The sequence below is a fragment of the Erythrobacter fulvus genome (genome assembly GCF_028595285.1).
GTDB classification, from domain to species: domain Bacteria; phylum Pseudomonadota; class Alphaproteobacteria; order Sphingomonadales; family Sphingomonadaceae; genus Erythrobacter; species Erythrobacter fulvus.
Window position 1 is genome coordinate 96,050 of record NZ_JAQQXQ010000001.1, and the last position, 25,602, is coordinate 121,651.

21 protein-coding genes and 1 tRNA gene are annotated in these 25,602 nt (G+C 63.2%); 8 read left to right on the top strand and 14 right to left on the bottom strand.

Annotation, left to right across the window (positions count from 1 at the left end; all coding sequences use genetic code 11):
• Positions 1-30 precede the first annotated feature (30 nt).
• The gene (locus OIK40_RS00455) at positions 31-786 is read left to right on the top strand and encodes a sulfite exporter TauE/SafE family protein (protein ID WP_273675294.1); all 756 of its coding nucleotides are present in this window, start codon (positions 31-33) and stop codon (positions 784-786) included.
• Positions 787-1,093: 307 nt separating this feature from the next.
• Here OIK40_RS00455 and OIK40_RS00460 read toward each other — a convergent pair whose 3' ends face one another.
• From OIK40_RS00460 to OIK40_RS00480, 5 genes are read right to left on the bottom strand one after another with little or no spacing between them, the layout of a single operon-like run.
• Positions 1,094-2,374 carry a glycosyltransferase family 87 protein gene (locus tag OIK40_RS00460; RefSeq protein WP_273675296.1) on the bottom strand — a complete coding sequence of 427 codons (1,281 nt, stop codon included), beginning with the start codon at positions 2,372-2,374 and terminating at the stop codon, positions 1,094-1,096.
• On the bottom strand, positions 2,371-3,108 hold the full coding sequence (locus OIK40_RS00465) for an SDR family oxidoreductase (protein WP_273675298.1): 738 nt from the start codon (positions 3,106-3,108) through the stop codon (positions 2,371-2,373). Before OIK40_RS00465 ends, OIK40_RS00460 begins: the two co-directional genes overlap by 4 nt.
• Entirely contained in the window at positions 3,105-4,424 is a 1,320-nt protein-coding gene (locus OIK40_RS00470) for an FAD-binding oxidoreductase (RefSeq protein WP_273675300.1), read from the bottom strand. The genes OIK40_RS00465 and OIK40_RS00470 overlap by 4 nt, the downstream gene beginning before the upstream one ends.
• Complete coding sequence (locus tag OIK40_RS00475) at positions 4,421-4,846, bottom strand: GtrA family protein (protein ID WP_273675302.1); 426 nt, start codon at positions 4,844-4,846, stop codon at positions 4,421-4,423. Before OIK40_RS00475 ends, OIK40_RS00470 begins: the two co-directional genes overlap by 4 nt.
• Positions 4,843-6,219: a UbiA family prenyltransferase gene (locus tag OIK40_RS00480; RefSeq protein WP_273675304.1), complete on the bottom strand. Its 1,377-nt coding sequence runs from the start codon at positions 6,217-6,219 to the stop codon at positions 4,843-4,845. Before OIK40_RS00480 ends, OIK40_RS00475 begins: the two co-directional genes overlap by 4 nt.
• Before the next feature lie 95 nt (positions 6,220-6,314).
• On the opposite strand from OIK40_RS00480, the gene OIK40_RS00485 reads away from it, so the two are divergent.
• Positions 6,315-6,686 (top strand): hypothetical protein, encoded by a 372-nt coding sequence (locus OIK40_RS00485; RefSeq protein WP_273675305.1) that lies wholly within the window; start codon positions 6,315-6,317, stop codon positions 6,684-6,686.
• Positions 6,687-6,707: 21 nt separating this feature from the next.
• On the opposite strand, the gene OIK40_RS00490 is transcribed toward OIK40_RS00485, so the two are convergent.
• Positions 6,708-7,538 carry an EAL domain-containing protein gene (locus OIK40_RS00490; RefSeq protein WP_273675306.1) on the bottom strand — a complete coding sequence of 277 codons (831 nt, stop codon included), beginning with the start codon at positions 7,536-7,538 and terminating at the stop codon, positions 6,708-6,710.
• 151 nt (positions 7,539-7,689) lie between these two features.
• Here OIK40_RS00490 and OIK40_RS00495 point away from each other — a divergent pair, with 151 nt between their 5' ends.
• From OIK40_RS00495 to OIK40_RS00505, 3 genes are all read left to right on the top strand, one after another.
• Positions 7,690-8,484, top strand: a complete 795-nt coding sequence (locus OIK40_RS00495; protein WP_273675308.1) for an NAD kinase — start codon at positions 7,690-7,692, stop codon at positions 8,482-8,484.
• 91 nt (positions 8,485-8,575) lie between these two features.
• Positions 8,576-8,650, top strand: a tRNA-Asn gene (locus OIK40_RS00500).
• A gap of 545 nt (positions 8,651-9,195) precedes the next feature.
• Positions 9,196-11,157 (top strand): TIR domain-containing protein, encoded by a 1,962-nt coding sequence (locus OIK40_RS00505; RefSeq protein WP_273675309.1) that lies wholly within the window; start codon positions 9,196-9,198, stop codon positions 11,155-11,157.
• Positions 11,158-11,505: 348 nt separating this feature from the next.
• Here the strand turns inward: OIK40_RS00505 and OIK40_RS00510 are convergent, their stop codons facing one another.
• From OIK40_RS00510 to OIK40_RS00520, 3 genes are all read right to left on the bottom strand, one after another.
• Complete coding sequence (locus tag OIK40_RS00510) at positions 11,506-11,964, bottom strand: DUF6481 family protein (protein WP_273675310.1); 459 nt, start codon at positions 11,962-11,964, stop codon at positions 11,506-11,508.
• Positions 11,897-12,097 carry a hypothetical protein gene (locus OIK40_RS00515; protein WP_273675311.1) on the bottom strand — a complete coding sequence of 67 codons (201 nt, stop codon included), beginning with the start codon at positions 12,095-12,097 and terminating at the stop codon, positions 11,897-11,899. The genes OIK40_RS00510 and OIK40_RS00515 overlap by 68 nt, the downstream gene beginning before the upstream one ends.
• Before the next feature lie 431 nt (positions 12,098-12,528).
• Positions 12,529-13,581, bottom strand: coding sequence for a BLUF domain-containing protein (locus OIK40_RS00520; protein WP_273675312.1), 1,053 nt, complete (start codon positions 13,579-13,581; stop codon positions 12,529-12,531).
• Between the two features lie 290 nt (positions 13,582-13,871).
• Here OIK40_RS00520 and OIK40_RS00525 point away from each other — a divergent pair, with 290 nt between their 5' ends.
• On the top strand, positions 13,872-15,710 hold the full coding sequence (locus OIK40_RS00525; RefSeq protein ID WP_273675314.1) for a DUF885 domain-containing protein: 1,839 nt from the start codon (positions 13,872-13,874) through the stop codon (positions 15,708-15,710).
• A 401-nt stretch (positions 15,711-16,111) separates the two neighbouring features.
• Here the strand turns inward: OIK40_RS00525 and mfd are convergent, their stop codons facing one another.
• Together mfd and OIK40_RS00535 are read right to left on the bottom strand one after the other, a co-directional pair.
• Positions 16,112-19,627, bottom strand: a complete 3,516-nt coding sequence (gene mfd, locus OIK40_RS00530; RefSeq protein WP_273675316.1) for a transcription-repair coupling factor — start codon at positions 19,625-19,627, stop codon at positions 16,112-16,114.
• Between the two features lie 66 nt (positions 19,628-19,693).
• Positions 19,694-19,984 (bottom strand): FAD assembly factor SdhE, encoded by a 291-nt coding sequence (locus OIK40_RS00535; RefSeq protein ID WP_273675318.1) that lies wholly within the window; start codon positions 19,982-19,984, stop codon positions 19,694-19,696.
• A gap of 72 nt (positions 19,985-20,056) precedes the next feature.
• Between OIK40_RS00535 and recG the strand changes: the two genes are divergently transcribed.
• On the top strand, positions 20,057-22,120 hold the full coding sequence (gene recG, locus OIK40_RS00540) for an ATP-dependent DNA helicase RecG (protein ID WP_273675320.1): 2,064 nt from the start codon (positions 20,057-20,059) through the stop codon (positions 22,118-22,120).
• A 6-nt stretch (positions 22,121-22,126) separates the two neighbouring features.
• Here the strand turns inward: recG and OIK40_RS00545 are convergent, their stop codons facing one another.
• The 3 genes from OIK40_RS00545 to OIK40_RS00555 form a co-directional block, all read right to left on the bottom strand.
• The gene (locus OIK40_RS00545) at positions 22,127-22,627 is read right to left on the bottom strand and encodes a low molecular weight protein-tyrosine-phosphatase (protein WP_273675322.1); all 501 of its coding nucleotides are present in this window, start codon (positions 22,625-22,627) and stop codon (positions 22,127-22,129) included.
• Positions 22,628-22,750: 123 nt separating this feature from the next.
• Positions 22,751-24,133, bottom strand: coding sequence for an ABC1 kinase family protein (locus tag OIK40_RS00550; RefSeq protein WP_273675324.1), 1,383 nt, complete (start codon positions 24,131-24,133; stop codon positions 22,751-22,753).
• 70 nt (positions 24,134-24,203) lie between these two features.
• The gene (locus OIK40_RS00555; protein WP_273675326.1) at positions 24,204-24,977 is read right to left on the bottom strand and encodes an SDR family NAD(P)-dependent oxidoreductase; all 774 of its coding nucleotides are present in this window, start codon (positions 24,975-24,977) and stop codon (positions 24,204-24,206) included.
• Positions 24,978-25,055: 78 nt separating this feature from the next.
• Between OIK40_RS00555 and OIK40_RS00560 the strand changes: the two genes are divergently transcribed.
• Positions 25,056-25,538: a DUF3429 domain-containing protein gene (locus tag OIK40_RS00560; protein ID WP_273675329.1), complete on the top strand. Its 483-nt coding sequence runs from the start codon at positions 25,056-25,058 to the stop codon at positions 25,536-25,538.
• Positions 25,539-25,602 lie beyond the last annotated feature (64 nt).

Sequence of the window (25,602 nt, forward strand, 5' to 3'; positions counted from 1 at the left end):
CCGGCCGGCCGCAGCGCAGGGGATTGAAGGATGATCGGTGCGGTGCCGGTGCTGCTGGTGCTCGGCTTTCTGGTCACCGCGCTGCTTTATGCCAGTGTCGGTTTCGGCGGCGGTTCGACCTATTCGGCGCTGCTGGCGCTTTCGGGGCTGGATTACCGGCTGTTGCCGCTGGTCAGCCTTGCCTGCAACATCGTGGTGGTGGCCGGATCGAGCATTCGCTTTGCCCGCGCCGGGATAACACCGTGGCGTCCGGCGCTGGTGCTGGTCGGCCTGGCCGCGCCTGCCAGTTTCCTTGGCGGGCTGGTGCCGATCGGGCGCGAGGCGTTTCTGATGCTGCTCGGCACGAGCCTGGTGCTGACCAGCCTGACAATGCTGATCCCCGTGGCCGAGGCGCGCGCGGGCGAGCCGACGCGCTTTGCCCGCTGGATGCCCTTCGTCGCGCCGCCGCTGGGCTTTCTGGCGGGGCTGGTGGGCATCGGGGGCGGCATCTTCCTTGCCCCGCTCCTGCATCTGGCCCGCTGGCAGGGCGCGCGGGCAATTGCGGCGACGGCGAGCTTGTTTATCCTCGTCAATTCGCTGTTCGGGCTGGCAGGGCAATTGCTGAAGAACGGCCCGGGCATGATGGGGCAGGCGATTGGCGCCTCCTTGCCGCTGCTGCTGGCGGTGGTGGTAGGTGGCCAGATCGGCAGCCTGCTCGCCGCGCGCCTGCTGCCGCTGCAATGGATCCGCCGGCTGACGGCGGTGCTGGTTTTCATGGTGGGGTTCCGGCTGCTCTGCACAGGCTGAGGCTTGCTTTTTGCACAAATATGTCTAGTAACGCCTCGCTGGATTATCGCTTCGGGATCACTGATCATGCAGAATGAGCATCACAAAGGCGCGAAGCACGCGTATGCGACGCCGGTTTTGTCCGTTTATGGATCGGTCCGCCAGCTTACTGGCGGCAGCAACGGACCGCACGGCGACGGTGGCGGCTCCAAGCGCGCCGGCACCGGCCCGAAATAAGCCTGTGACGCGGTTCGGCCGGATCGTTCATCTATAGAATTTCCGCGAGCGCAACAGATGGCCGGGGCGCGCAAGCGCCAGGGCCGCGCCGTTATTGTGTCCGGGTCAGGCTGGCGTCATACGATATCGCAGTGCAGTCGCGGCCATTCTGAACGGCGGGCGTTACCGCCTTGAAGATCATCCAGCACAGGACAATCAGCAGAGGTCCGATCAGGCTCGGCCAGCTTAGCGTCTGCGCCACTGCGGTGCCGCCGGCCAAGTTTGGCGCACCGGTCTCCGTCAACGCTGCGATCAGCACGCCGTAGCCGCTGGCCAGCCAGCACAATGCCAGCAATCCGGCAAGCTCCCCCAAGCGCTGGCGGGCGATCAGATCGGGCAGGATGAAGGCAAGGCCCACACCGAGGATCGCAAGATCATAGTCGTAGTTGTAAGGGCTGACGAACAGGGACAGCGCGCAGATCAGGGCGGCACGAAAGCGGAAGGCAATCGTGCTCGTGCAGGCCCAGACCAGCAAGCCGAGCGCCGTGAGCGCGCCGAGCGCGTGGCCGGCCATGGCCCATCCGGCAGGCAGTCCCGCAGCGTGCAGCGCGGCATAGACCGAATTCATCCGGTAAAGCGGATAAAGGCCGGCGGAAAGAAACGCGCCCGCTTCCTCCACCGCAAAGCGGAACGCATCCCAGACGACGAAGCCATAGGCGAAGGTTGCCAGCCCCAGCGCTACGGCTGCGACAATCGCGGCGATCGCCAGCACACTCCACCGCCTACCGAACAGCGCCAGCAGGCCGACGCCCGCGGCAAGGTGCGGCTTGATGATCATCAGGCCCAGCGGCAGCCCGGCAGCGGGGCTTTGCCTGCGCCAAGCGATCAGGAAGGCACCGATCAGCCCCGCGACAAGAAACCCGTTCTGTCCGGTGCGCAGGCTGATCAGGATCGTGGGCATCATGAACAACAGGACGCCGGGCAGATATTCCCCGGCAATTCGGCGCAGGACCGCGAGATAAAATCCGAAACTGGCGAGAATGAACAGCACATAGGCAGTGCCGATCGGCAGCCGGGCCAGACCATCGACGAACAGGGTAAAGGGCGGCGGATAGGTCCATGGCATCAGCTTCACCTTGCCGGTCAGCTCCAACTGGGCCTGCCGCATGGTTTCAGCGTGATAGGCATCGGCCACATCGCCGCGCCCGGCCAGGGTTCCGGCAATGTGGAAGGCATCGAAATCGGTCAGCACCTTTTCCTGACCGAGCAGTTCGGGAGCCTGGAACCGCACCGCCGAAACCGCGACCAGCGCCAGCGCCACCAGCACGAAGGCCCAGAGGATCACCCGGCTGCGGGCGACCTGTTCGGGCACGGACAGGCCGGCATGGCTCACAGCTTCGTCCCCTTGAAGATGCCCTCGGGTATCGCGCGGATGATGGCCATCACCAGCCGCCAGACCGGCTTCACGTAGATCACGTCGCGCTGTTTCGTCGCGGCGCGGAAGATCGCCTCTGCCACGGCGGCGGGTTCGGCGGTCAGGCGCGCAGGCAGGTCCATGCCCGCGGTCATGCGGGTGCGCACGAACCCGGGCAGCACCGTCATTACATGCACGCCCGTTTTCGACAGGCGGTTGCGCAGACCCGAAAGGAACGCGGTGTAACCTGCCTTGGCCGATCCGTAGACGTAATTGCTCGCCCGACCGCGCTCTCCCGCGACCGAGCTGATGCCGATGATCGTGCCGCTGCCGCGAGCGGCGAAGCGTTCGGCAATGAGGCCGGTAAGCAGCGCAGGGCCTTCGTAATTGCTGCGCATGGTCAGCTGTGCGGCGGCGATATCGGTCTGCGAGGTGGCCTGATCGCCCAGCAGTCCGACCACGCAGATCGCCACGTGCGGAAGCTGCGGCAGGCTGTCGAGAAACGCTGCGAAGCTTTCGGGTTCGAGAATGTCGATCTCGTGCACGCTGGCGCTTGTGCCGTGACGCAGCGCGATGTTGGCGGCGTCCGCTTCCAGCCCCTTGCTCGCGCGCGCGGCCAGCTGCACCGGATGCCCGGCTGCGGCGTAGCGGTGCGCCAGCGCCATGCCGATGTCGGAACGCGCGCCGATGATGAGGACGGGGGCAGCAGTCACAGGCAAAGTCTTTCAGATTGGCTGGAACGGAAATTGGCAAGGCCGGCATCGCGTCGCACCTTGGCCAGCACATCGGCGCGCGGGTCTGCACGGCGCAGGGTGGCGGCGCTCATGCGGGCATCCTTGGCGAGATAGAACCGCCCGCCGTGATCGAGCGTTATCGCATCGAGCCGCTCCATCAGCCGCGCGGTGCCGGACGAAAACGGAAAGTCTAACGCCAGCGTGTAGCCTTCCATCGGAAAGGAGAAGGGGCCGTGTTCCGCGCCCATCCGTTTCAGCACCGACAGGAACGATCCTTCGCCGCTGGCGATAATCGCGCGCAGCAATTCGGTGAGGCCCGCATGGGCGCTGTCCAGCGGCAGCACGCATTGGAACTGCATGAAGCCGCGCGCGCCATAGATGCGGTTCCATTCGAGGATCGCGTCGAGGGGGTAGAAATAGCTGTCCCAATCGACCAGCGCGTCGCCCGCAGCGGCGCGGGCATTGCGATAATACAGGGCGTTGAAGGCCTTCACCGTCATGCGGTTCAATGCCGCGCGCGGCAGATCGACCGGCATGGTGCGGCTGCGCTTTGCCGGCACCGAAAACGGTGCGTTGCGGCGGGTGCGCGACAATTCGTCGGCGCACGCATGTTCGCCCAGCATCAGCGCCGAACGGCCAAGCCCGCTTCCGGTGTTGAGGCAATCGATCCACGCCACCGAATAGGTCGCCGCGCCGTTTTCCTCGAACAGCGCCATGACATGATCGAGATTGCGCGCGGGCAGGGTGGTCTGGCGGATCCATGCGCTTTCCACCCGGCGCAGGCGAAAGGCGACGCGCAGGATCACTCCCGTCAGCCCCATGCCGCCGATCGTCCAGGCGAAAAGCTCGGCGTTCTCCTGCGGGCTGCAACGGCGCACCTCGCCATCCTCGCCCATCAGATCGATCCAGTCGACGAAACGCCCGAAGGTGCCGTCGCGGTGGTGGTTCTTGCCGTGCACGTCGGCCGCCACCATGCCGCCGATGGTGACGAACTTGGTCCCCGGAGTGACCGGCGGAAACCAGCCGCGCGGCAGGAAGGTGTCGATCACCTCGGCCAGCAGCACGCCTGCCTCGGTCACCAGCTGGCCGGTCTCTTCCTCGAAGGCGAGCATGCGGTTGAAACGGCGCATCTCGATCGTGGCGTTGCGCTGCATTGCGCAGTCGCCATAGCCGCGCCCGTTGCCGCGCGCGATCCGCGGCCCTGTCGCCATCGCCGCGCGCACTTCGGCCTCGTCACGCGGCTGATGCAGCGCGCACCATTGCTGCGGAAAGCGGCCCCAGCCCGACAGCATCATGCCGCAAGCCCCCCGCCGGTGGTGAAGACGAAGCGCCGGTCGAGCCGGTATTTGACGACATAACCGATCGCGAGGCCGATCACCGCGCCCAGTTCGCGCGCGGTGTGAGTTAGCCAGACGATCCAGAACAGCGTTTCGGTTCCCCAGAAAATCGCCGTGGTCGCCACGCCCATCAGCGCATAAAGCGAAAAGCGTTTGCCGTGCGCTTCGATCCCTTGCGAGAAATCATGGAAGATCCAGCGCTTGTCCAGCAGGTACTTGATCACAAGGCCCGCCAGCGTGCCCGCGCCCAGCGCCAGCGGATATGCCAGGATTGCGGGCACACCCGGCAGCGCCAGCGCCAGCCGCTGTACCGCCAGATTGGCCAGCGTCGCAATCACTGCGAAGGCGACATAACGCAAGGTCAGCGTGGTGCGGCTCACATCAGCGCCCCTGCCAGTGCGAGCGCGCCGACAATCGCGCCGCAGGCAAGGCTCACCTTGTCGCGCGCGGCGAAGACCAGCGGATCATCGTGCATCTCTCCGCGCTGGGTCAGGATGGTGATGCGGCTGTTCCAGAACAGCAGGACAAGGCAGATGCCCCACAGCGTTTCGGGCGTGCGATACAGCGCCTGCACCGGATCGGAATTGGCATAGAGCGCCAGCACCAGCACCGACACCATCCCTGCAGACACCGCGATATTGCCGACGATCGCAAGGTCATCGACATGATAGCCGCGACCATGCGCCTTGACCCGGCCCGCGCTGATGCCATCGACCAGTTCGGCCTGACGCTTCACCGCTGCCAGCGAGAAGAAGAAGAACGTGGAGAAAGCCAGCAGCCACATCGACGACGGAATGCCCGTCGCCGCGCTGCCCGCGAGGATGCGCAGGGTATACAGCACGGCGAGGGTGCACACATCGATCACCACCAGCCGTTTGAGGCGGAAGGAATAGGCGCTCGTCAACAGCGTGTAGAGCAGCAGCATGGCGAGCAGCGCGGGGCCGGAAACCAGCGCCGCGCCGATCCCCGCCAGCGCCAGCAGCGGCATCAGCAAGGTGCCTTGTGACAGGCTCACCGCGCCCGAGGCGAGCGGGCGGTTGCGTTTGCGCGGATGGGCGCGGTCGGCGTTGAGATCGAGCAGATCGTTGAGGATATAGGTGCTCGACGCGATCAGGCTGAAGGCGACGAATGCAAGCACCGAATGCCACAGCGCCGCCGGGGTGAAAGCATGCGCGGCCAGCATCGGCACAAACACCAGCGCGTTCTTCAGCCACTGGTGCGGACGCATCAGCCGGATCATCGCCTTGAAAGAGGCTTCGGGTGCAGTTGCGGTAACTTCGGGCATGGGATCGCGCGCGGCCGCGGCGGCCCAGTCCGGCGCGATCAGCGTATCATTGGCGATCGTGGCATAACCGCCCTGGCCATAAAGTCCCTCGAGACCGCCGGTTGCGGCGGCGACGCCGCCATGGGCTTCATCGAACAGCGCGAGGTGCGCGGCAACGGCATCGACGGTGGCCTGATCCTGTCCGCCCACCAGCGCGACGCGGCCACCCGCTTCCCGCCATGATTGCACCGCACCCAGCACGTCCTCGCGGTAATGCAGCCGCGCAGGCACGCGGTAGAGCGTTTCTTTCAGCCGGTTCTGGAGGCGTGCCCGATCCGGTGCGTGGCGGGCGAGTGCCGATAGCGTCGCCAGCCAGTTGGCCGAGGCAGCGGTCCAGAACGCCTCCAGCAGCGATGCGGGCGGGCTGACCAGTTCGTCGAGACCCACCACCACAATCGCGTCAGACGGGTTCCTGCGCCCCTCGTCCATCAAATCACCCCTCGTGCCCGTTCCGGCGCGCTTGCACCGTCTTCAAGGGAGGGCGGTATAGTTAATATGCTAATAATTCCTGACCGCGCGTGCCCTTGTGGCCGAATTTCGCGGGCCGGCCGATCAGGATCTATCATGCGGCCAGCGACACCGTTGTTGACCTGATTGAAATGTGGCATTTTTCTTCGATGGGACGAAGAAAGCTGATGCAGCTCGGGGTGGGGATTGCGCTGCTGGCAGCCTTTCCCTTCGTCGCCCCGGTGGCGCTCACAAAACCTGACCGCGCCACCAGGACACTTCTTGCGCAGGGCTACACCGATGTTCGCACGACGGGCTATGCCTATTTTGATTGCGGGAAGGGTGACCTTTTCGCGACCGCGTTCGAAGCCACCAGTCCCTCCGGACAGCGCGTCGAAGGGGCTGTTTGTTCGGGGCTGTTAAAGGGCAACACGGTTCGCCTGGATTGAAAAGGGCAAGCAGTCCGGTCCCTAGCCGTGTCCCATTCCCCGCGCCGTGCGGGCCAGTGCGATCACACTGTGGCTCGGCATCGGCCGGGCGCGCAGGTAACCTTGCCAGTAATCGCACCCTTCCGCGGTGATCGCGGCGCGCTGGATCTCGGTCTCGATACCTTCGGCATAGATCGCCAGCCCCAGCGCTTTGCCCAGCGCGACGATGGCACGGAATACCGCGAGCGCGGTCGGATCGCCGGGCACGCCCTCAACCATCGCCTTATCGAGCTTGAGCGCATCCAGCGGCAATTCGCGCAGGTAGCGGAAATTGCAGAACCCCGCACCGAAATCGTCGAGTGCGGTACGGAAACCCAGCTTGCGCAACGCGCCTAGCGCGGCGGCAGCCTGCTTGAGATTGCGCAGCAGCAGATCCTCGGTGATTTCCAGCATCAGCCGGTGCGGCGCGATTTGCGACTGTCCGATCAGTGCCGCAAAATCATGGGCGAAGCGCGGATCGCCCAGCTCCTCGGGCGTGATGTTCAGCGACAGGGTGAGATTGTCCGGCCAGGTCGCGGCATCTTCCAGCGCGCGGGCGACGACGTGGCGCGATAGCGGTGCGACCAGCGCGGCCCGTTCGGCAATCGCGAAAAGATCGCGCGCGCCGATCTCGCCCAGTGAGGGGTGCTGCCATCGCGCCAGCGCCTCGGCCCCTACCACGGCCCCGCTGGTGCAGGCGAATTGCGGCTGGAACAGCACTTCGATCTCGCGCCGGTCGAGCGCGCGCAGCAGGTCGGTTTCGAGCATGCCGGCGCGCACGCCGGGAAAGGTCCCCCGCGTGGCTCCGCGCAATGATGTCAGGCCCTGTTCCATCCGCGCCCTTTCTGCCACGGCTTTAGACACGAATCTGTCACTTGGCGTGCATCAATTGCAATCCGCCCAAATCTGGCACATCAGGGCGATCCTCCGGCACGGCGCGGGGGATAAGTGCCATGTTCGGCATAGGCATCCTGGAGGGGGATAGATGGCAAGCAACGGCACACCTTTCCAACGGCTGGCGCTGGTTGCGTCTGACACGCCGCGTGCGCAGGAAGGTTTCGCCGCGCTGTCGGCACAGTGCGAATGGGTGCCGCTGGAACAGGCGGATGCGGTGGTGGTGCTGGGCGGGGACGGCTTCATGCTGCACACGCTCCACGCGATGATCGACGCGGGGCGGGTGATCCCGGCCTACGGGATGAACTTCGGCACGGTCGGTTTTCTGATGAACCGTTATGACAAACGCGCAGCGATCGCCGCGCGGGTGGCCAAGGCGCGGCGCTGGACGATCGCCCCTTTGCGGGTCGAGGCGATCACGCAGGACGGCGAGAGCCACGAGATGTGCGCGATCAACGAAATCTCTTTGCTGCGCGAAACCCGCCAGACCGCCAAGATAGAAGTCACCGTGGGCGACCGGGTGCGGATCAACGAACTGGTGTGCGACGGGGTGCTGGTGGCAACGCCTGCGGGTTCCACCGCCTACAACCTGTCGGCCAATGGCCCGATCCTGCCGCTGGACAGCAAGATGCTGGCCCTGACACCGATCAGCCCGTTCCGCCCACGGCGCTGGCGCGGCGCGATCCTGCCCGACCGGATGAAAATCATCCTCAAGGTGCTCGACCCGGTCAAACGCCCGGTCGCTGCGGTGGCCGACCAGAAGGAACTGCGCGACATTGCCGAGGTGCGCCTGCAGATCGCGCAGGATACCGAGCTGACGCTGCTGTTCGATCCGGGCCAGAGCCTTGAGGAACGCATCGTGGCGGAGCAGTTCATAACCGAATGATGGGTGCAGGGAGAGTTTCAAAACCCCCTTGCAATCATCGGCCCTGCCCCATATAGGCGCGCCTCTGCCAGCGGACTTGTCTGCCGGTTGCTCCCCGATAGCTCAGCGGTAGAGCATTCGACTGTTAATCGAATGGCCGTAGGTTCGAATCCTACTCGGGGAGCCATTTTCCTTCAAAGTCTGACGGAAAATCAGGGTGCTGGACGCAAGGCGCCAAGTATCTCCCTACATTCTTCACCACAGCAGGATGGAAGTAGCCCGCTTGGGCCCCACCTGTTTTGGGTTCTTCGGCAGCTGGCAAGGCCGCTTTCGGGCGGAAGTCGAAAGCAGAACTATGGACGGGCACGGGCGGGTTTAAGACACGGCTGAATGCCGCGCCGCCCAAATATCAACTTGCCGCGCGCTGCTTCCATGACCGTGTGATCATCAGACCGCAGACAGCGCCGCCAACTGCTGCTGCGGCACCCCCACTGGTCCAATCCAAAAGCGTCCGCCCGATAATCTTGAAATATCGGAACAGACCAGCCGGTTAGCGTAGTCTAAGCGCTGTCTTGTTGAAGACGAATTCGCGCTCAAACATCACGGTATTTGCTTTTGCATCGCCCCGAAAAGGCAAACAATCGACAGATTGTCAGGGCTGCTATATCACTAAGTCTTGGGCAAACGATCCCGGTCTTTTCGTATGTGGGGTTGGTGGCAATTTGGGGCACAATGGGCGAACCTGATCAAGTGACAGGCGGCGAGAAGTCAGACTTGAAACAGCGGGGTAGCGATGTTTTCCTGAGCTATTCGCGCGATGACCAGCCACGGGCACATCAGGTGCTTGAGGCGCTCGAAGCGGCCGGGGTAAGCGTTTGGTGGGACGCCATGCTCGAAGGTGGCGCGAGATTCCACCAGGTCACTGAAGCCAATCTTGAAAATGCGTCCGTCGTTGTCGTGCTTTGGTCCGAAATTTCAGTCGCATCGCATTGGGTGCATGACGAAGCAACACGCGGGCGTGACCGCGGCGTACTTGTCCCGGTCTCGCTTGACGGCACGTTGCCACCGCTTGGCTTTAGACAGTTCCAGTGGATCGATTTGGCAGGCTGGAACGGCAATGCCGGCGATGCCCGGCTGGGCAAACTGGTTGAAGCGGTAAAGGCAAGACGGGACGGGACTGCGTCAGTGGCTCCGCCCTTCCTGTCAGCGATGACACCGGCGAAAACATCTGTCAGTCGGAGGGCTGCTCTTGTCGGCGGTGGTGCAGCGCTGGTTGGACTTGCGGGTTTCGGTTCGTGGCAAGCGGGTCTGTTCGGCGGCGGCGCTGGCAGTGGGTTAAAGCGCGTTGCTGTGATGCCGTTCGATATCCCCGCAGATACGGGGGACCAGACAACGATCCTGAAAAGCATCGCAGACGAGATCCGCACTCAGCTATCGCGCAATCGCTTGCTGCACGTCGCGGCTCAAACCTCGTCGCAGGCCCTGGCGAACAGCGGCAAGACAGCAAGAGGTATCTGCGAAGAACTGAAGGTGGATTACCTTTTGACCGGTGCCGTTGGCCTTGCAAGCAATCGGATCAATATCAGTTGCGAACTGATTGACGGACAAATTGATCGCACATTGCTGCCCATCAAGGAAAATGTGCCGATTGCAGACATCCTGTCACTTCAAAGCATGATCACCACGCTGATTATCGATGAATTGGCTGCCAACGACGAGACGAGTGTTAACCTGCGAGCCGGCGGGACTGACAGTGTTGCGGCATACAACGCCTACCTCGAAGGGCGCGAACTGTTCCTATCTGGAGCCAGCGAAGCCAGTGACAGGGCCGCGCTGGCAAAATTTGAAGAGGCCATTCGCGTCGATCCCAATTTTGCAGCGGCACATACAGCCAAAAGCAGGCTGCTTGCCCTTATGGGTAATCTTTATGCAGGCCCGAAAGAGCGAGGCCCGATCTATAAAGCGGCAGAAGATTCAGCTCGGAACGCCATCCGCATCGCTCCCGATTTTGCGGACGGCTATCTTGAATTGGGATACGTGCTTTCAACCGGTCAACTGAACATGTCGGCCGCGCGCGAACCTTATGAAATGGCCGCCAAGCTTGGGCCCGGAGATGCGGGGATCATTAGCTCGAGCGGTGTTTTCAAGAGCCGCAATGGTCAATTTGAGACGGCACGATCGGATGTCGAAACTGCCATCGCGCTCGATCCGCTCAATTCTGCGATGTACCGCTTTGCAGGTTATGTCGAATATAACGCAGGAGAATTCCAAAGAGCTCTCGAATGGTTCCAGAAGGCACTGGAAATGCGAGAAAACGGTTCGGCACACAAGCTGGTTGGCGAGGCGCAGCTTGCGCTCGGTCAACTGGAACAGGCCCGAGAGAGCTTCAGCAAGGAACAGCGCCTAGTCTTCCAAAGGACCGGGCTTGCGATTGTCGACTGGTTGCTGGGCGAGCGTTCGCAAGCACAGAAGTACTATGAACAATTGCGTGACGAGGAGGGAAACAAGAGCCATTACCAATACATGCAAATCGAGGCGCAGTGGGGAAATCTGGATAATGCCGTCTCAGAGCTTGCTGCTGCCTGGAAGTATCAGGATCCAGGACTGGTGCTGATGCGGGACGATCCGTTGCTTGAACCCATCCGGAGCCATCCAGATTTCAGAGCGATCCTGCGCAAAATCGGCTTCGCCTGAAGGCCGTCATTGGTGTTCCGTGACACAAACGGCAACTTGTGTTATCCAGAAATCGGGTCGCGAATTTTCTTGAACTGAAGCTCTGGGGGGAGCCAAGAAAATGAGACGGCACGGTGCGGCCATTTGCCGCGACACAGCCTTGGTCATCATAGGATTGACCGCACTTCTGGCAGCGCCCGGCATCACTCTTGGTTTGATCGAAGAGGTCAGCAAGACCACTGCCGACATGATGCCGGTTCAATTGGCGAGCGCTGACTACCGGGTCCCTTAGGTGTTGCATCCGGCCAGCTTCGGCAGGCCGATCTCCGGCTCGGCAATTCTCGCTTTCGCGGCAGTCAGCCTGGCAGCTTATTTGCGACTTTTGCGCGCGGCATAGCGCGCGTCGCGCGCTGCCTTCAGCTCGGCCTCGGTCCGCTTGGGCAGCGCGGCCTTGATCTTTGCCGCTTTGCTCTCCGCTCGCTGTTCGTCTGCGAGGCGTTGCTTTTCTTCTCTCTGCTGACGCACCTTTGCGGCCTTGGCGGCGGCAAGCGCTTCGCGCTCCACACGTCGCTTTGCGCGCAATGCCAGCTCGGCTGCATCGAGCTGCGGCGCTGCCTTCAACTTCGCCAGAGCCTTTTCCTTCGCCTGCAACGAGGCCGCAGCCCGTTCCTGAAAACTTGGTGCATTGTAACCATTCATCTGACGTCTCCTGCCGGACCGCTCGGGTGCAGCGCGGCTTTCATGTTCAATTGTCGCGCGTTCAGCTTTGTTCGGCCGCCGCAAGGCGCGCAGCGCTCCAGGCGCAAGCGGCCGCAGCGCCGAGTTCAAGCTGGAATGCGCTGATCCGGCCCGCGATATCGGATGCCTTGGCGAACTGGCGTTTGCGTTGATCCTGATGTTCGGCAACCTCGGCGCGCATCAGCGCCGATTGGTGCGCGGCGTATTCGTGATTGATATCCATGGTGCGACCTCCCTTGAGGGCACGACGCCCGGTTTGTCTGTGTTGGTGCCTCATCAATCGACCATAGCCGCAACCATCCCGCGCAAATCGCGCGCGGAAAGGAAGGCGTAGGGTTGTTGCGGCGAGTGGTGTCGGCGATGCTGCGGCAATGTTGCGCGGTTCGCCCTGGTGCGGTCGAAGTGTGGACCGCTCGTAATAAAGTTCATGTAGTCTCTGCAAATTAGATTAGCGCGCAGACGGGCCAATCCCGCTGCGGGTCCATGCTGCATGAAAAGGAAAATGTGGTCGTCGGAAGCGGTTTCAGAGCTACTTGGCGATTACGCCGAGCCCAAGAACGCCCGAGGCGCCGATCAGATTCCGTCGCAAGCGACGTGAAGAAATGTTCTTATGAAGCATTATTATAAAATTTCAAGTTAATTCGGCTTCGCGCTTCAGGCCTTGCGGGTTTGACGAACAAGTTCGGCCAGACGAACGCTGGTTCCGGCAAGGCCCTTGCGGGCGTGATCCGCCCCTACGGTGCGCGCCGTCGCGGTGGCTTCGGCAAACAGCCGGCCGCCGACCGATACCACCGTCGGGTGTTCGGAAACGACCAGCCGGCTGTGCTCGATGGTGCTGCGCAGCTGGTCGATGGCGTGCTGGCGCGGCATGGCGTCCGACAGGCCGATGTCCACCGCATCGGGATGCTGCGCATTCAGCTGGTTGGTCAGTGCCTCCTCGCTTTCGGGGAAGGCCATGTCGACCTGCCATCCCTGCGCCAGAAACTGATCGGCCAGAAGCGCGGTGCCGAGCATGTGCTTCTCGCCCGGCGCGGTCGCCAGCAGGATGCTGTAACGGCTGTTGCGGATCGACTGTGCGGACGGGCTATAACGGATCGCGTGCCCCGCCAGCTGCAACATGCTGAGGCCGATGGTCAGATCAAGTTCGCTGCATCGATCATCAAGCCACGCATCCCCGAGCGCGCGGCCGGCCGGTTCGATCAGCAGCGAAAGGATCGCCTCACTCGTCCATCCCTGCTCGGCAAAGCCGGCGATCATCGTGTTGATCGCCAGATCATCGGCATTGAGCGCCAGTTCGACCAGTCGCGCCAGATGCCCGGCCACGGCCGGCGGAATGGCGGGCGGCGCCGCAGCCTCGCGCGGCATATCGGCAAACCGGCCATCGAGCAGCAGATTCCAGTCCGAGAATACCCGTGCTGCGGTCATATGCTCGCTCAGCACTTCGATATGATTGTGCCGCCCGTCGCGCTCGATCGATGACCACAGCTCGGCCACGGCCTTGGGCGGACCTTCGAGAGTCTGGAGAAAACAGCCCTTTTCGAACAATAGCATGCCCGTCACATCGAGGCTGCGGTTCCGGGCGCGGGCCTTGCCGGCGAGCAGATCGAGGTCGCTTGCACGCGGGGCAGCGGTGGCGACGCTTTTGTATGTCAGCGACGCGATCCACCCTGTGGGGCCTTTCGGCCTTTGCGTTTCGTCAACCGGCATATTCCTCTCCCATCCGGGCGACGAGGAACATCGGCAATCAAGGCGCAGCTATGCCACGCCAAGCAGTCCGGCAGACGATCCCCATCCGCCCCAAATCTGTTTGTCCGGCGCGATCCTTGATAAGAGCGGCGCCGACCAGCACCGTCAGCTTCTTCCCTGATGCGACTATCGTCAAGCGGCAATTCGTGAAACGCCGTCGGCGAGCTGCCGACTGACAGCGCCAATAGGGTTTCTTTTAGGCGGAAAACCCCCCATGCTTGCATCAAGGCGCGCAGACATTGGGGAAAATAATGAAAATCAGAATCGTAGCTCTGTTGCTGGCATCGGCGCCGTTAACGGGTTGCCAGATGCTGACGCCACCTGTTGCAACGATTGATTGCGCGACCACGCAGACTGAATGCCTGAACCAATGGTTCGACACCAAGTTCGAACAAGAGCTGGCTTTCAGCCCACTTCGCCAGACGGCGCTGGGGAGAAAGACCGACTATGACAAGATTGATGATCTGAGCATGGAGGCCGCGCTGGCGCAGGTCGCGTGGTGGCAGCAATCCGTCGCTGAGATGGAGGCCAATTTCGATTATGATGAACTGTCGGAGGATGCGAAGCTGTCCTTTGACCTGTTCAAATTCCGCGCAGAAGAAGCCGAACGCGCGGCGGAATTCTTCGACCATCACTTCGTCCTTGAACAGATGGACGGCGCACATACCGGCATACCAAGCCGCGTGCTGAGCTTCCACAGCGTCGAAAGCGAGGGCGAGATGGAGGCATTCATTGCCCGGCTTGGCGGCATTGGAAAGGCAATGGATCAATCGCTTGCAAAGGCACAGGCCAATGCCGGCAAAGGCGTTCGCCCCCCGCGCTTCGCCTATGATTTTGTAATCGAGGAATCACGGGGCCTGATCACCGGTGCGCCATTTGATGACGGCAAGCCCTCGGCGCTTTGGGAAGGGACTTTGACGCGTCTCGCAAAGCTGGTCGAAGATGGCACCATCACGCAGGAACGCTCAGACCAATTGCTGGAACAGGCGCGCGTTACACTGACGCAGGAAACCGGCCCAGCCTATCAGCGGATCATCGACTGGATGACGCAAGATCGCCCGAATAGCGACGAGATCGCCAAAGGCGTATCGGCACTACCCAGGGGTGAGGCATATTATGCTCACCAACTCGCGCAGATGACGACCACGCAGCTTAGCGCAGATGAAATTCACAATCTCGGCCTTAGCGAAGTTGCACGTATCCGCGGCGAAATGGAAGCGCTGAAGGACGAAACCGGTTTCGAAGGATCGCTGGAAGAATTCTTCGAATTCGTCCGCGAAGACGATCGGTTCTTCTTCCCGAATGGCGATGCGGGCGCGAAGATGTATATCGATCGCGCGACCATGCATATCGAGACGCTTTCAAAGCGCTTGCCGGAATTCTTTGGTCGGTTGCCCAAGGCCAGGCTTGAAGTGCGCCGTGTGGAACCGTTCCGCGAACAAGACGGCGCCGCGCAACATTATCAGACTGGCTCGCCAGACGGGACGCGTCCAGGCATCTATTATGCGCACCTTTCAGATATGCGCGCCATGCCTATCCCGGTGCTCGAAACGATTGCCTATCATGAGGGGAATCCCGGCCACCATATGCAAAGCTCCATCGCGCAAGAGCTTGAAGGCGTCCCGCTGTTTCGGGCGCAGGGCAACTACATCCCTGCTTATGGAGAAGGCTGGGGCCTGTATGCCGAAGCATTGGCCAAGGAAATGGGTGGGTTTGAAGACCCCTATTCCGATTTCGGCCGGTTGCAGAACGAAATGTGGCGGGCGATCCGCTTGGTCGTTGACACCGGCATCCATTCCAAGGGCTGGACCGAGGACGAAGCGGTAGCTTACTGCCTTGAAAACGCTCCCCTGCCGGAAACGACCGCCCGATCAGAAGTGCGGCGGTATTTCGTGCTGCCGGGACAGGCCACCTCCTACAAGATCGGGATGATCCGCATTCAGGAACTGCGCGCCAAGGCCGAACGGGAATTGGGAGAAAATTTCGATATCCGCGGTTTCCACGACACGGTTCTTGGAGGGGGAGATGTCCCGCTTCCCATCCTGGAAAGGCAAGTCGATAACTGGATTGCTTCCGTTAAGGGCGGCTAGCCAATGCCGCGTAATCGCACAAGGCAAGGGACAAAGCAGATTGCCACCGGCACCGCCCGATCCATTCGACCGTCTATCAAGAAAAGTCTGGCGCTATAACCAAAGGACGAAACGCCAAATCCTGACTTCTGAAACGGCAGCTTCCGGCCTGTCGAAGGCAATAGCGGCCGTTTCCTACAGGCGGCCGGGCGCGTAGCTTCGGCGCGGCTCTTTCGCATTGCTGCAAGGGTGGTTTCACAGCCGCCAGACGCGATTTCGCGCTCTCCGCCACTGTCCGTCCGCTGGACCGGACAGGGTTTACGATTCTGAAAAAACGAGAGAAAATGATATCTCGCAAAGGTGACACGGTGTCACCTTTGTATACTTTGTAATATTGTTGCGCACTTAGACCGGGGGCAGGCTCAGGCCGCTTTCCTTGCCTTGGCCGCCTTTTTCACGATGCCCGAAAGCCCCTTGGTCAGCTGGAACAACCCGTTCAGGCGGCTGGCCGGATCGCCCCATGCGCGGTTGATCACCAGCTTCATGTCGGGGCGCAGGCGGGCGGTGTCCTTGCCGCCCTGATTGAGCCGTTCGACATAGGCGATAAGGCCCGCCGGATCGGGGAAGTCGTCGTTGTGGAAGCCCACCAGCGTGCCGCGGGCGCCGACGTCGATCTTGGCGATGTTGGCGGCGATCGCCTGATGCTTGATCTCGATCAGGCGGATGAGGTTCTTGGTCGGCTGCGGCAGGTCGCCGAAGCGGTCGATCATTTCGGCGGCGAGGCTCTCGATCTCGTTCTGCCCTTCGGCCTGGTTGAGGCGGCGGTAGAGCGCCATTCTGACCGCCAGATCGGGGACGTAATCCTCCGGGATCATGATCGGTGCATCGACGGTGATCTGGGGGCTGACCTTTTCGCGAGGCCGTTCGAGGCCCATTTCGCCCGCCTTGGCCGCAAGGATCGCCTCCTCCAGCATCGCCTGATAAAGCTCGAAGCCGACTTCGCGGATGTGGCCCGATTGCTCGTCGCCCAGAAGGTTGCCCGCGCCGCGAATGTCGAGATCGTGGCTCGCCAGCTGAAAGCCCGCGCCGAGGCTGTCGAGGTCGCCGAGCACCTTCAGCCGCTTCTGCGCGACTTCGGACAGTGCGACGTCTTTCTCGTGCGTGAGATAGGCATAGGCGCGCAGCTTGGCCCGCCCGACGCGGCCGCGCAGCTGGTAAAGCTGGGCAAGACCGAAGCGGTCGGCGCGGTGGATGATGATCGTGTTGGCCGAGGGGATATCGAGCCCGCTTTCTACGATGGTGGTCGATAGCAGCACGTCATATTTCCGGTCGTAGAAGGCGCCCATGCGCTCCTCGACCTCGCTGGGCGACATCTGGCCGTGGGCGGAGACCGATTTGATCTCGGGCACGTGTTCACGCAGCCATTCCTCGACGTTGGCCATGTCGGAGATGCGCGGCACGACGATGAAGCTTTGCCCGCCGCGGTGATGTTCGCGCAGCAGGGCTTCGCGGATCACCATGTCGTCCCACTCCATGACGTAGGTGCGCACGGCAAGACGATCGACCGGCGGGGTCTGGATGGTGGAAAGTTCGCGCAGGCCGCTCATCGCCATCTGGAGCGTGCGCGGAATCGGCGTGGCGGTGAGGGTCAGCACGTGGACGTCGGCCCGCAGCTGCTTCAGCTTTTCCTTGTGGGTGACGCCAAACCGCTGCTCCTCGTCGACGATGACGAGGCCGAGGTTCTTGAATTTGGTGGACTTGGAAAGGATCGCGTGGGTGCCGACGACAAGGTCGATCTGTCCGGCTTCCAGCCCCTCGCGGGTTTCGGCGGCTTCCTTGGCCGAGACAAGGCGCGACAGGCGACCGACCTTGAGCGGGAAGCCGGCAAAACGCTCGGCAAAGTTCTGGTAGTGCTGACGGGCGAGCAGGGTGGTCGGTGCCACAATCGCAACCTGCTGGCCGTTCATGGCGGCGACGAAGGCGGCGCGCAGGGCGACCTCGGTCTTGCCGAAGCCGACATCGCCGCACACCAGCCGGTCCATCGGTCGCCCGCTTTCAAGATCGCCCAGCACATCGGCGATGGCGCGTTCCTGATCTTCGGTTTCCGACCACGGGAAGCGATCGACGAACTGGTTGAGGGTCGCGGGATCGGCGGGCAGGGCGGGGGCCTGTTTCAAGGCGCGTTCGGCGGCGACCTTCATCAGCTCGCCCGCGATTGCGGTGATGCGTTCCTTCAGCTTGGCGCGGCGGCGTTGCCACGCCTCTCCGCCCAGCCGGTCAAGCGGGACGACCTGATCGGACGAGCCGTAACGGGAAAGAACGTCAATATTCTCGACCGGGATGAACAGCTTGTCGCCGCCCGCATATTCCAGCGCGACGCAATCGTGCTGGCTCTTGCCCACCGGGATCGGTTCAAGGCCGAGATATTTGCCAATCCCGTGTTCGACATGAACCACCAGATCGCCGCGCGACAGGGCCTGAAGTTCGGCAAGGAAGGCGTCGGAATCCTTGCGCTTCTTCTTGCGCCGCACCAGCCGGTCGCCGAGCACGTCGGCTTCGGTGAGCAGTTCCAGCGTGTCGTTGGCAAAGCCGGTTTCAAGCGGCAGAACCAGCACTGCAACCTTGGCCTTTGCCGCAAGGCCCAAACCTTGCTGCCAGCTATCGGCGAGCGCGGTGGGGGCGCCGGCTTCTTCCAGGATCGACGCGATGCGGCGCGCGCTGCCGGTGGAATAGGCCGCGAACAGCGGCTTGCGTCCGGCCTTGGCGATTGTCTTGAAGTGTGCCGCGGCAGCTTCATAGACATTCTCTCCGCGTCCCCGCTCGGGCGAAAAATCGCGGGCCGAGCGGAAGCCGAAATCGACTGTCCCGCTACCGGCTTCGGCAGCAAATCCGCTGGCCCGATGCGCAGGGCCGGCCGTCAGCGCCGCGTCGAATTCTGCGCGGGTGAGGTAAAGCGCATCCGGCGACAACGGGCGGTAACTGCCTTTCCGCTCGCCCGCGATCCGACCGCGCTGTTCGTGGTAATCGGCGATATCCGACAGACGCTCCTCGGCCGCGCCCAGCGCGCCCTGATCGATTACCAGCAGATCATTCTTGGCAAGATGATCGAACAGCGTGGCGAGCCGTTCCTCGAACAGCGGCAGCCAGTGTTCCATCCCGGCCAGCCGGCGCCCGTCCGAAATCGCCTCGTAAAGCGGATCCTGCGTGGCATGGGCACCGAACAGTTCGCGGTAACGGGTGCGGAAACGCTTGATGCTGTCGTCGTCCACCAGCGCCTCGGACGCAGGCAGAAGCAGGTGCGAATCCACCCGCTCCACCGTCAGCTGGGTGGCGGGATCGAACAGACGAAGGGACTCCAGCTCGTCGCCGAAGAAATCGAGCCGCAGTCCTGCATCAAGGCTGGAGGGGAAGATGTCTACAATCGAACCGCGCACCGCGAATTCGCCGTGGTCGATCACCGTGTCGGTGCGCGAATAGCCCTGCCGGGTCAGCAGCGCGGCGAGGCTGTCATGTCCAATCTGCGTGCCGACTCTGAATTCGCGCACGGACTCGCGGACCCGGAAAGGGGTAAGCACCCGTTGCAGCACGGCATTGACCGTGGTGAGCAGCAACTGGGCGCTACCTGCCGGGTTCTGCAACCGGTGCAACGTCGCCAGCCGTTCCGCGCTGATCGACAGCGCCGGGCTGGCGCGGTCATAGGGCAGGCAGTCCCATGCGGGGAAGGTCAGCACTTCAACTTCGGGCGCGAAGAAGCGCGCCGCATCTGCCGCGGACCGCATGGCCGCTTCGTCCGGTGCGATGAACACCGCGCGCTGGCCGCCCTTTACCCCCTGGCTTGCGCGGGCGAGATCGGACAGCACCAGCGGCAAGCTGCCGCGCGGCAGCGAGGACAGGGTCAGCGGGTCGCGCGCTGCAAGGATGCGGTTGAGGTCGGGCATTGTGTTTCCAGTCAAGCCCCGCGCGCCGGAGCGGTTCCCGCAAAAACGGGCGGGGCGGCTGCGCCCCTAGCGCGGGATGTCGACGTAATCGAGTTTCTGCATCGCCGCCAGCAGATCGCCTGCCAGATGGGCAGGCGGGGTCTGGCTGCCGAGCGCCCATGCCATCACGTCGACATCGTCTTCATCAAGCAGGGCTTCGAACCATGCCAGCTCGGCCTCGCCCCACCGGGCGTGATAGCGATCGTAGAAGCCGCCGATCATGTAATCGGCCTCGCGCGTGCCGCGATGCCAGGAACGGAACTTTGCGCGGGCAAGACGCTGTTCGAAAGATGGGGCAGAGGAAGGAGTGTAGGTCATGCGGCTCACCTAGCCACAGGCTTGCGCAGGCACAACTCGCAAAGACGCAACCGTGATGGTAGCGGATGCATCATGCGCCCCGAGGCTCTCAATCCGCTGTTCGCCGAAGTCCAGACGCTCGAAGGCGTCGGGCCGAAGCTGCTGAAGCCGCTCGAACGGCTCGGGCTCGCGCGGGTTAAGGACGTGGCCTATCACCTGCCTGAACGTTTCGTCAGCAGGCGCGCGATTGCCGATCTCGACGACGGCAACGAGGGCGAACAGGTGATCGTCGCGCTCACCCCGGTCGAACACCGCAGCCCGCGCGCCGGAAGCCGCGGGCCGTATCGTGTGCTGGCACAGGATTCGGCGGGCAATATCTGCGCGCTGACATGGTTCGGCAAGGCGGCCTATACCGCGAAAAAACTGCTTCCCGTGGGCGAACGGCGCTGGATCGCGGGGCGGCTCGATCGATATGGCGACATGCTCCAGATCGTCCATCCCGATCATATCGAGGTGGAGAGTGCGGCCAACATGGGGCGCTTGTCGGAGCCGGTCTACGGATTGTCCGAAGGCCTCACGCAGCCGCGTATCGCCGACTTCGCGGCACAGGCGCTTGCGCGTCTGCCGGAGCTGCCCGAATGGATCGAACCGGGCCAGCTAGAACGCGCAGGCTGGCCGACATGGCGCGATGCGCTGCGGTTGGCGCATGAAAGCACCGACGAAAAGGCGCGAGACCGGCTGGCTTATGACGAATTGCTCGCCAACAGCCTCGCGCTGCTGCTGGTCAAGGCGGAGGGGCGGCGGAAACGCGGACAGGCGCTGGTGGGTGACGGCAGCCTTAGAGCGAAGCTGCAACTGCCCTTCGCGCTGACAGGCGCGCAAAAACGTTCGATCGCCGAGATTGAAGGGGATATGACGCAGGAAGCACCGATGCTGCGCCTGCTTCAGGGCGATGTCGGCGCGGGTAAGACCGTGGTGGCTCTTGAAGCGATGCTGATCGCAGTCGAGGCGGGAAAGCAGGCAGCCTTGCTTGCTCCGACTGAAATTCTCGCGCGCCAGCATTTTGAGACCCTGCGCAAGATGGCCGCACCTACGGGGGCGGAGATCGCGCTGCTGACGGGGCGCGCAAAGGGGCGGGAGCGCGAGAGCATCCTGATGGGGCTGCTTGACGGGTCGATCGACATTCTGGTCGGCACCCACGCGATTTTTCAGGACACGGTGAGTTACCGCGATCTGGCGCTGGTGGTGATTGACGAACAGCACCGCTTTGGCGTGGCGCAGCGGCTGGCGCTGGCGGGCAAGGGCCGGCGCGCGCCGCATACCCTTGCCATGACTGCGACCCCGATCCCGCGATCGCTGACGCTGGCGCAATATGGCGAGATGGACGTTAGCCGCCTCGACGAGCTTCCTCCTGGGCGGCAGGCGATCGACACGCGCGTCATCCCGCAGGAACGGATGGATGAGGTGGTCGAAGGCCTCGCGCGGCATCTGGCGGGCGGGCAGCAGGCCTATTGGGTGTGCCCGATGGTGCGCGACAGCGAAGTGGCCGATATCGCCGCCGCCGAGGCGCGCTATGCCGCGCTAAAGGAGCGGTTCGGGGACGACGTCGTGCTGGTCCATGGCCAGCTGCGTCCCGAGATCAAGGACGCGAATATGGAACGCTTTGCCAGCGGTCAGGCGAAGCTGCTGGTAGCGACCACGGTGATCGAGGTCGGGGTCGACGTGCCCGCCGCCACGCTGATGGTGATCGAGCAGGCGGAACGCTTCGGCCTCGCCCAGTTGCACCAGTTGCGTGGCCGGGTGGGGCGGGGCGCGGAAAAATCGGTCTGCCTGCTGCTGCGCGGCGGGGAGTTGTCGGAAACCGGCCGCGCACGGCTGGCGCTGATGCGCGAGACGCAGGACGGGTTCCGTATCGCCGAAGAAGACCTCGAATTGCGCGGCGGCGGCGAATTGCTCGGCACGCGGCAATCGGGGGAGGCAGCGTTCAATGTTGCCAGCCTCGATCAGGTGCAGCGGTTGTTGCCTGCCGCCCATGCCGACGCCCGTTTACTGATGGAGCGCGATGGCGGCTTGACCAGCGAACGGGGCGAGGCGGCGCGGCTGCTGCTTTATCTGTTCGAACGCGACTGGGGCGTGCAACTGCTGCGTGGCGGATAGGCCGCTCTAGAAGCGGGCTTCGACTCCGTCCCTGATCAGGCGTTCCACCAGCGCATCCGCGGCAAGGGTCACGTCCTGCCACACCGCGTCGAAATCGCTTTCATCCCCGTAATAGGGATCCCTGATTGGCTCGCCGCCGCGCCCCTCCACCGCATCGAGGAACAACCCGATCCGTGCCGTCGCATCGCGCGGGGCCTGGGCCCTGATGCCGACCAGATTGGCGCTGTCCATCGCAAGGATATGGGTAAAGGCGTAGAAGTCGTTGCGTTCGATCTGCCGGGCGCGCTGGCTGGAAATCGTAACGCCGTTGGCCTCGGCCGTGGCAATCGCACGCGGATCGGGCGGGTGGCCGATATGGTAGGATGCCGTGCCGGCCGAATCCACGTGGCATTCGAAGCCGCGGCGCGCAGCAGCTGCGCGAAAAGCGCCTTCGGCCATCGGTGACCGGCAGATATTGCCGAGACACACGAACAGCACCGCGACTGTGTTATGCCCCCTCCCATGCATGGCGCGAGCGTTATTACAAGTAAGTAAGCCTGTCTATTCCAAGCTGCATGGTTCCCAAGAGAAACTTCCGCAAAACAAGGGTTAACTGCGGCCTAACGGGGGTGAACCGGGGGCTGGCCGTGGTCAGGCATCGGCCAGCGGGCGCGGCGATGTGCTGGCGAGCACTTCTTCCGTGATGCGGCGGATATTGACCTTCGCTTTCAACCTTGCGCCGAGCAGGGCCGTGCCCGAAACCTTGCGCTGCACGAACAGCGTCTCGATCGGCGGGAAGGCCCAGGTGTCCTTGTCCTGCGCAATTGCAAAGCCTTCGTCGCGCAGCAGCGGAATGAAGGCGCGGTCGCCGAAATCGAAGGGCGCATCCTCGCGCATTTCGTTGATGACGATGTCGATCATCCGGTTGACACGATCGGGGTGTTTTTCGGCGACGATCGGCATCATGAAACCAGCCTCGATGGTGGCAGCGAGCACCTCCTGCGCGTTGCCTTCCAATCCGGCGAGCAGCATCTTGCGATAGCCGTTGGCCACTGCCGGATCGACCGCACGGCAGGCGCCGAAATCGAGCAGAACGATCTCGCCGGTTTCGCGCCGGTAACGGAAATTGGCGAAGTTGGGATCGGTCTGCATCACGCCGAATTCGAACAATTCGCGCGCCACCAGACGGATCAGGTTGGCGAACACCGTGTCGCGGCGCTCGGGCGGCTCGTTGCCCAGTTCCTCGATACTGACGCCGTCCTCGAAGCTCATCGCGAGGATCGAGCCGCGGGTGAGTCCTTCGTGCAGGCGCGGGACGACGAAACCGGGGGTATCGGCCAGCTGCGCGCGATACATCGCCATCTGCTCGCCTTCGCGCTGGTAATCGGCTTCCTCGTGAAGCTGCTGCTTGGCCGCGGCCATCAACTTTTCCATTTCCAGTTCGGGCGGCGCGAAGCCCGCGACCTTGAGCAACGTCATCACATTATCGACATCGCTGTCGATGCTTTTGGCGACGCCCGGATATTGCACCTTGATCGCCAGTTCTTCGCCGTCGCGGGTCAGCGCCTTGTGCACCTGACCGATGCTCGCCGCTGCGATCGGACGGGGGTTGAACCAGCGGAACTGCTTGCGCCAGTCGGGGCCCCATTCGTTCCTGAGAACCTGATCGAGCTGGCGGGTCGGCATGAAATTGGCCTGATCGCGCAAGGTGGCCAGAATGCGCGACAATTCTTCTGGAAGGAAATCGCCCGCATCAAGGCTGATCATCTGCCCCATCTTCATCGCCGCGCCGCGCAGGTGCGAAAGGCGGTCGGTCAGGCGCTGGACATTGCCGGGGGTAAGGATCAGGTCGCGGGCGGTGATGCCTTCACCGCTCGCCAGACGCCTCGCCCCTTCGGCCACCATGCCGCCCGCGACGCCGCCCACCAGTCTTCCGAAAGTTCCGAACCGTGCCACGCGGCCTGCCGGCACGGCGCGCTGCCGGGTGCGGTCTTCGGGCAGGTCCTGGAAGTCGGGAATGTCGTCGTTGGCCACGGGGGGAGGGGCTTTCGGTTCGGATGAAAGGTATCGGGCGGCTAACGGTCGGGCAGGGCGGGCGTTCCCCTCAGGAAATGCACAAGCCGCCGTCGACGGGAAGGCATTGGCCGGTGATGTAGTCCGAATGCGGCGATGCGAAGAATACCGCCAGACCTTCCAGCCCCGCATGGTCGCCCGGGCGGCGCAGCGGGATGCGGCGGCTCATCCACTCGGCAAATTTCGGGTCGGCCTTGGCGGTGATATCGGTCTCATAATAGCCGAAAAGCAGCGCGTTGGCGGTGATCCGGTAGCGCGCCAGCTCGAAGGCGGCGGCGCGGGTGAGGCCGTTGAGCGCGGCCTTGGAGGCGGCGTAGTCGGACGAACGGTTGACCCCCATGATCGACTGGCCCGACGAGGTCGCGATCAGCTTGCCGCCCGGATCGCCTTCCTGCGCCCGCGCGATCATGTGGCGGGTAACATGCTTGTATACCAGCGCAGCGCCGCGGGTGTTGACGGCCATGGTGTGATCCCAGCCTTCGGGCGTGATGTCAGGGATCGCCACGCCCGCGCCCGAAATCCCGGCATTGGCGAAACACGCATCGATCCGGCCGAACGCACCGAGCGTCTGTTCGATCGCCAAAGCGATTGCGTCATCCTCTGCCACATCGCAGGTCAGCGCCAGCACGTCGCCATTCCCCAGACCGCGCAGTTCCTCCACCGCAGCGGCATTCTTTGCAGCGTTGCGGGCAAGAATAGCGACATGGGCACCCGCCTTTGCGAGCCCGCGGGCCATGGCAAGGCCAAGCCCGCCATTGCCGCCGGTGACGATGGCCGTCTGGCCAGAGAGATCGAACAGGTTCATGGCTGTGCTTGGTGGCGCAATCGACCCTGTCCCGCAAGTGGCCGGGAACTTCGCGCCCGTCCGGTCTTTTGAGCCAGCATGACAGCACCGGTTCCAACCCCCGCAGCATCGCTTTCCACCACGGCCCGCCTGCTCGGCTATGCCGGCTTGTTGCCGCAGATCCTGTGCGTGGCAATGGTCGCGGGCGGTCACGAATGGCGCTTTTCCGCGCTGGCGGGGGGATTTGCCTATGCTGCGGCGATTTTCAGCTTCCTTGGCGGGGTGTGGTGGGGACAGGCCGTACAGAGCGCCAAAAGCGGCCAGCCTGCGACGACGGGGGCCTATGTGGTGGCAGTGATGCCGAGCCTGCTGGCGGTGGCGCTTTTCATGCCGTGGACCTTCGGCTGGGACTGGCCGGCCCCGGCGCTGCTCTATCTGGGTGCGTTTATTGCCCTGTCGCCGCTGGTCGATCGTGCGCTCGGCTATGCGGCACCCGATTTTCTGCGTCTGCGCTGGCACCTTTCCGTCGGTCTTGGTGGTCTGACCATGGCACTGGGCCTTCTGGCGGAGGCGCTGGTCTGACCTTGTTCCGAAAGCGTTCGCGCTAGCATTGGGCCACGCGCGGAAGTCCGCGGCAGATCATCGT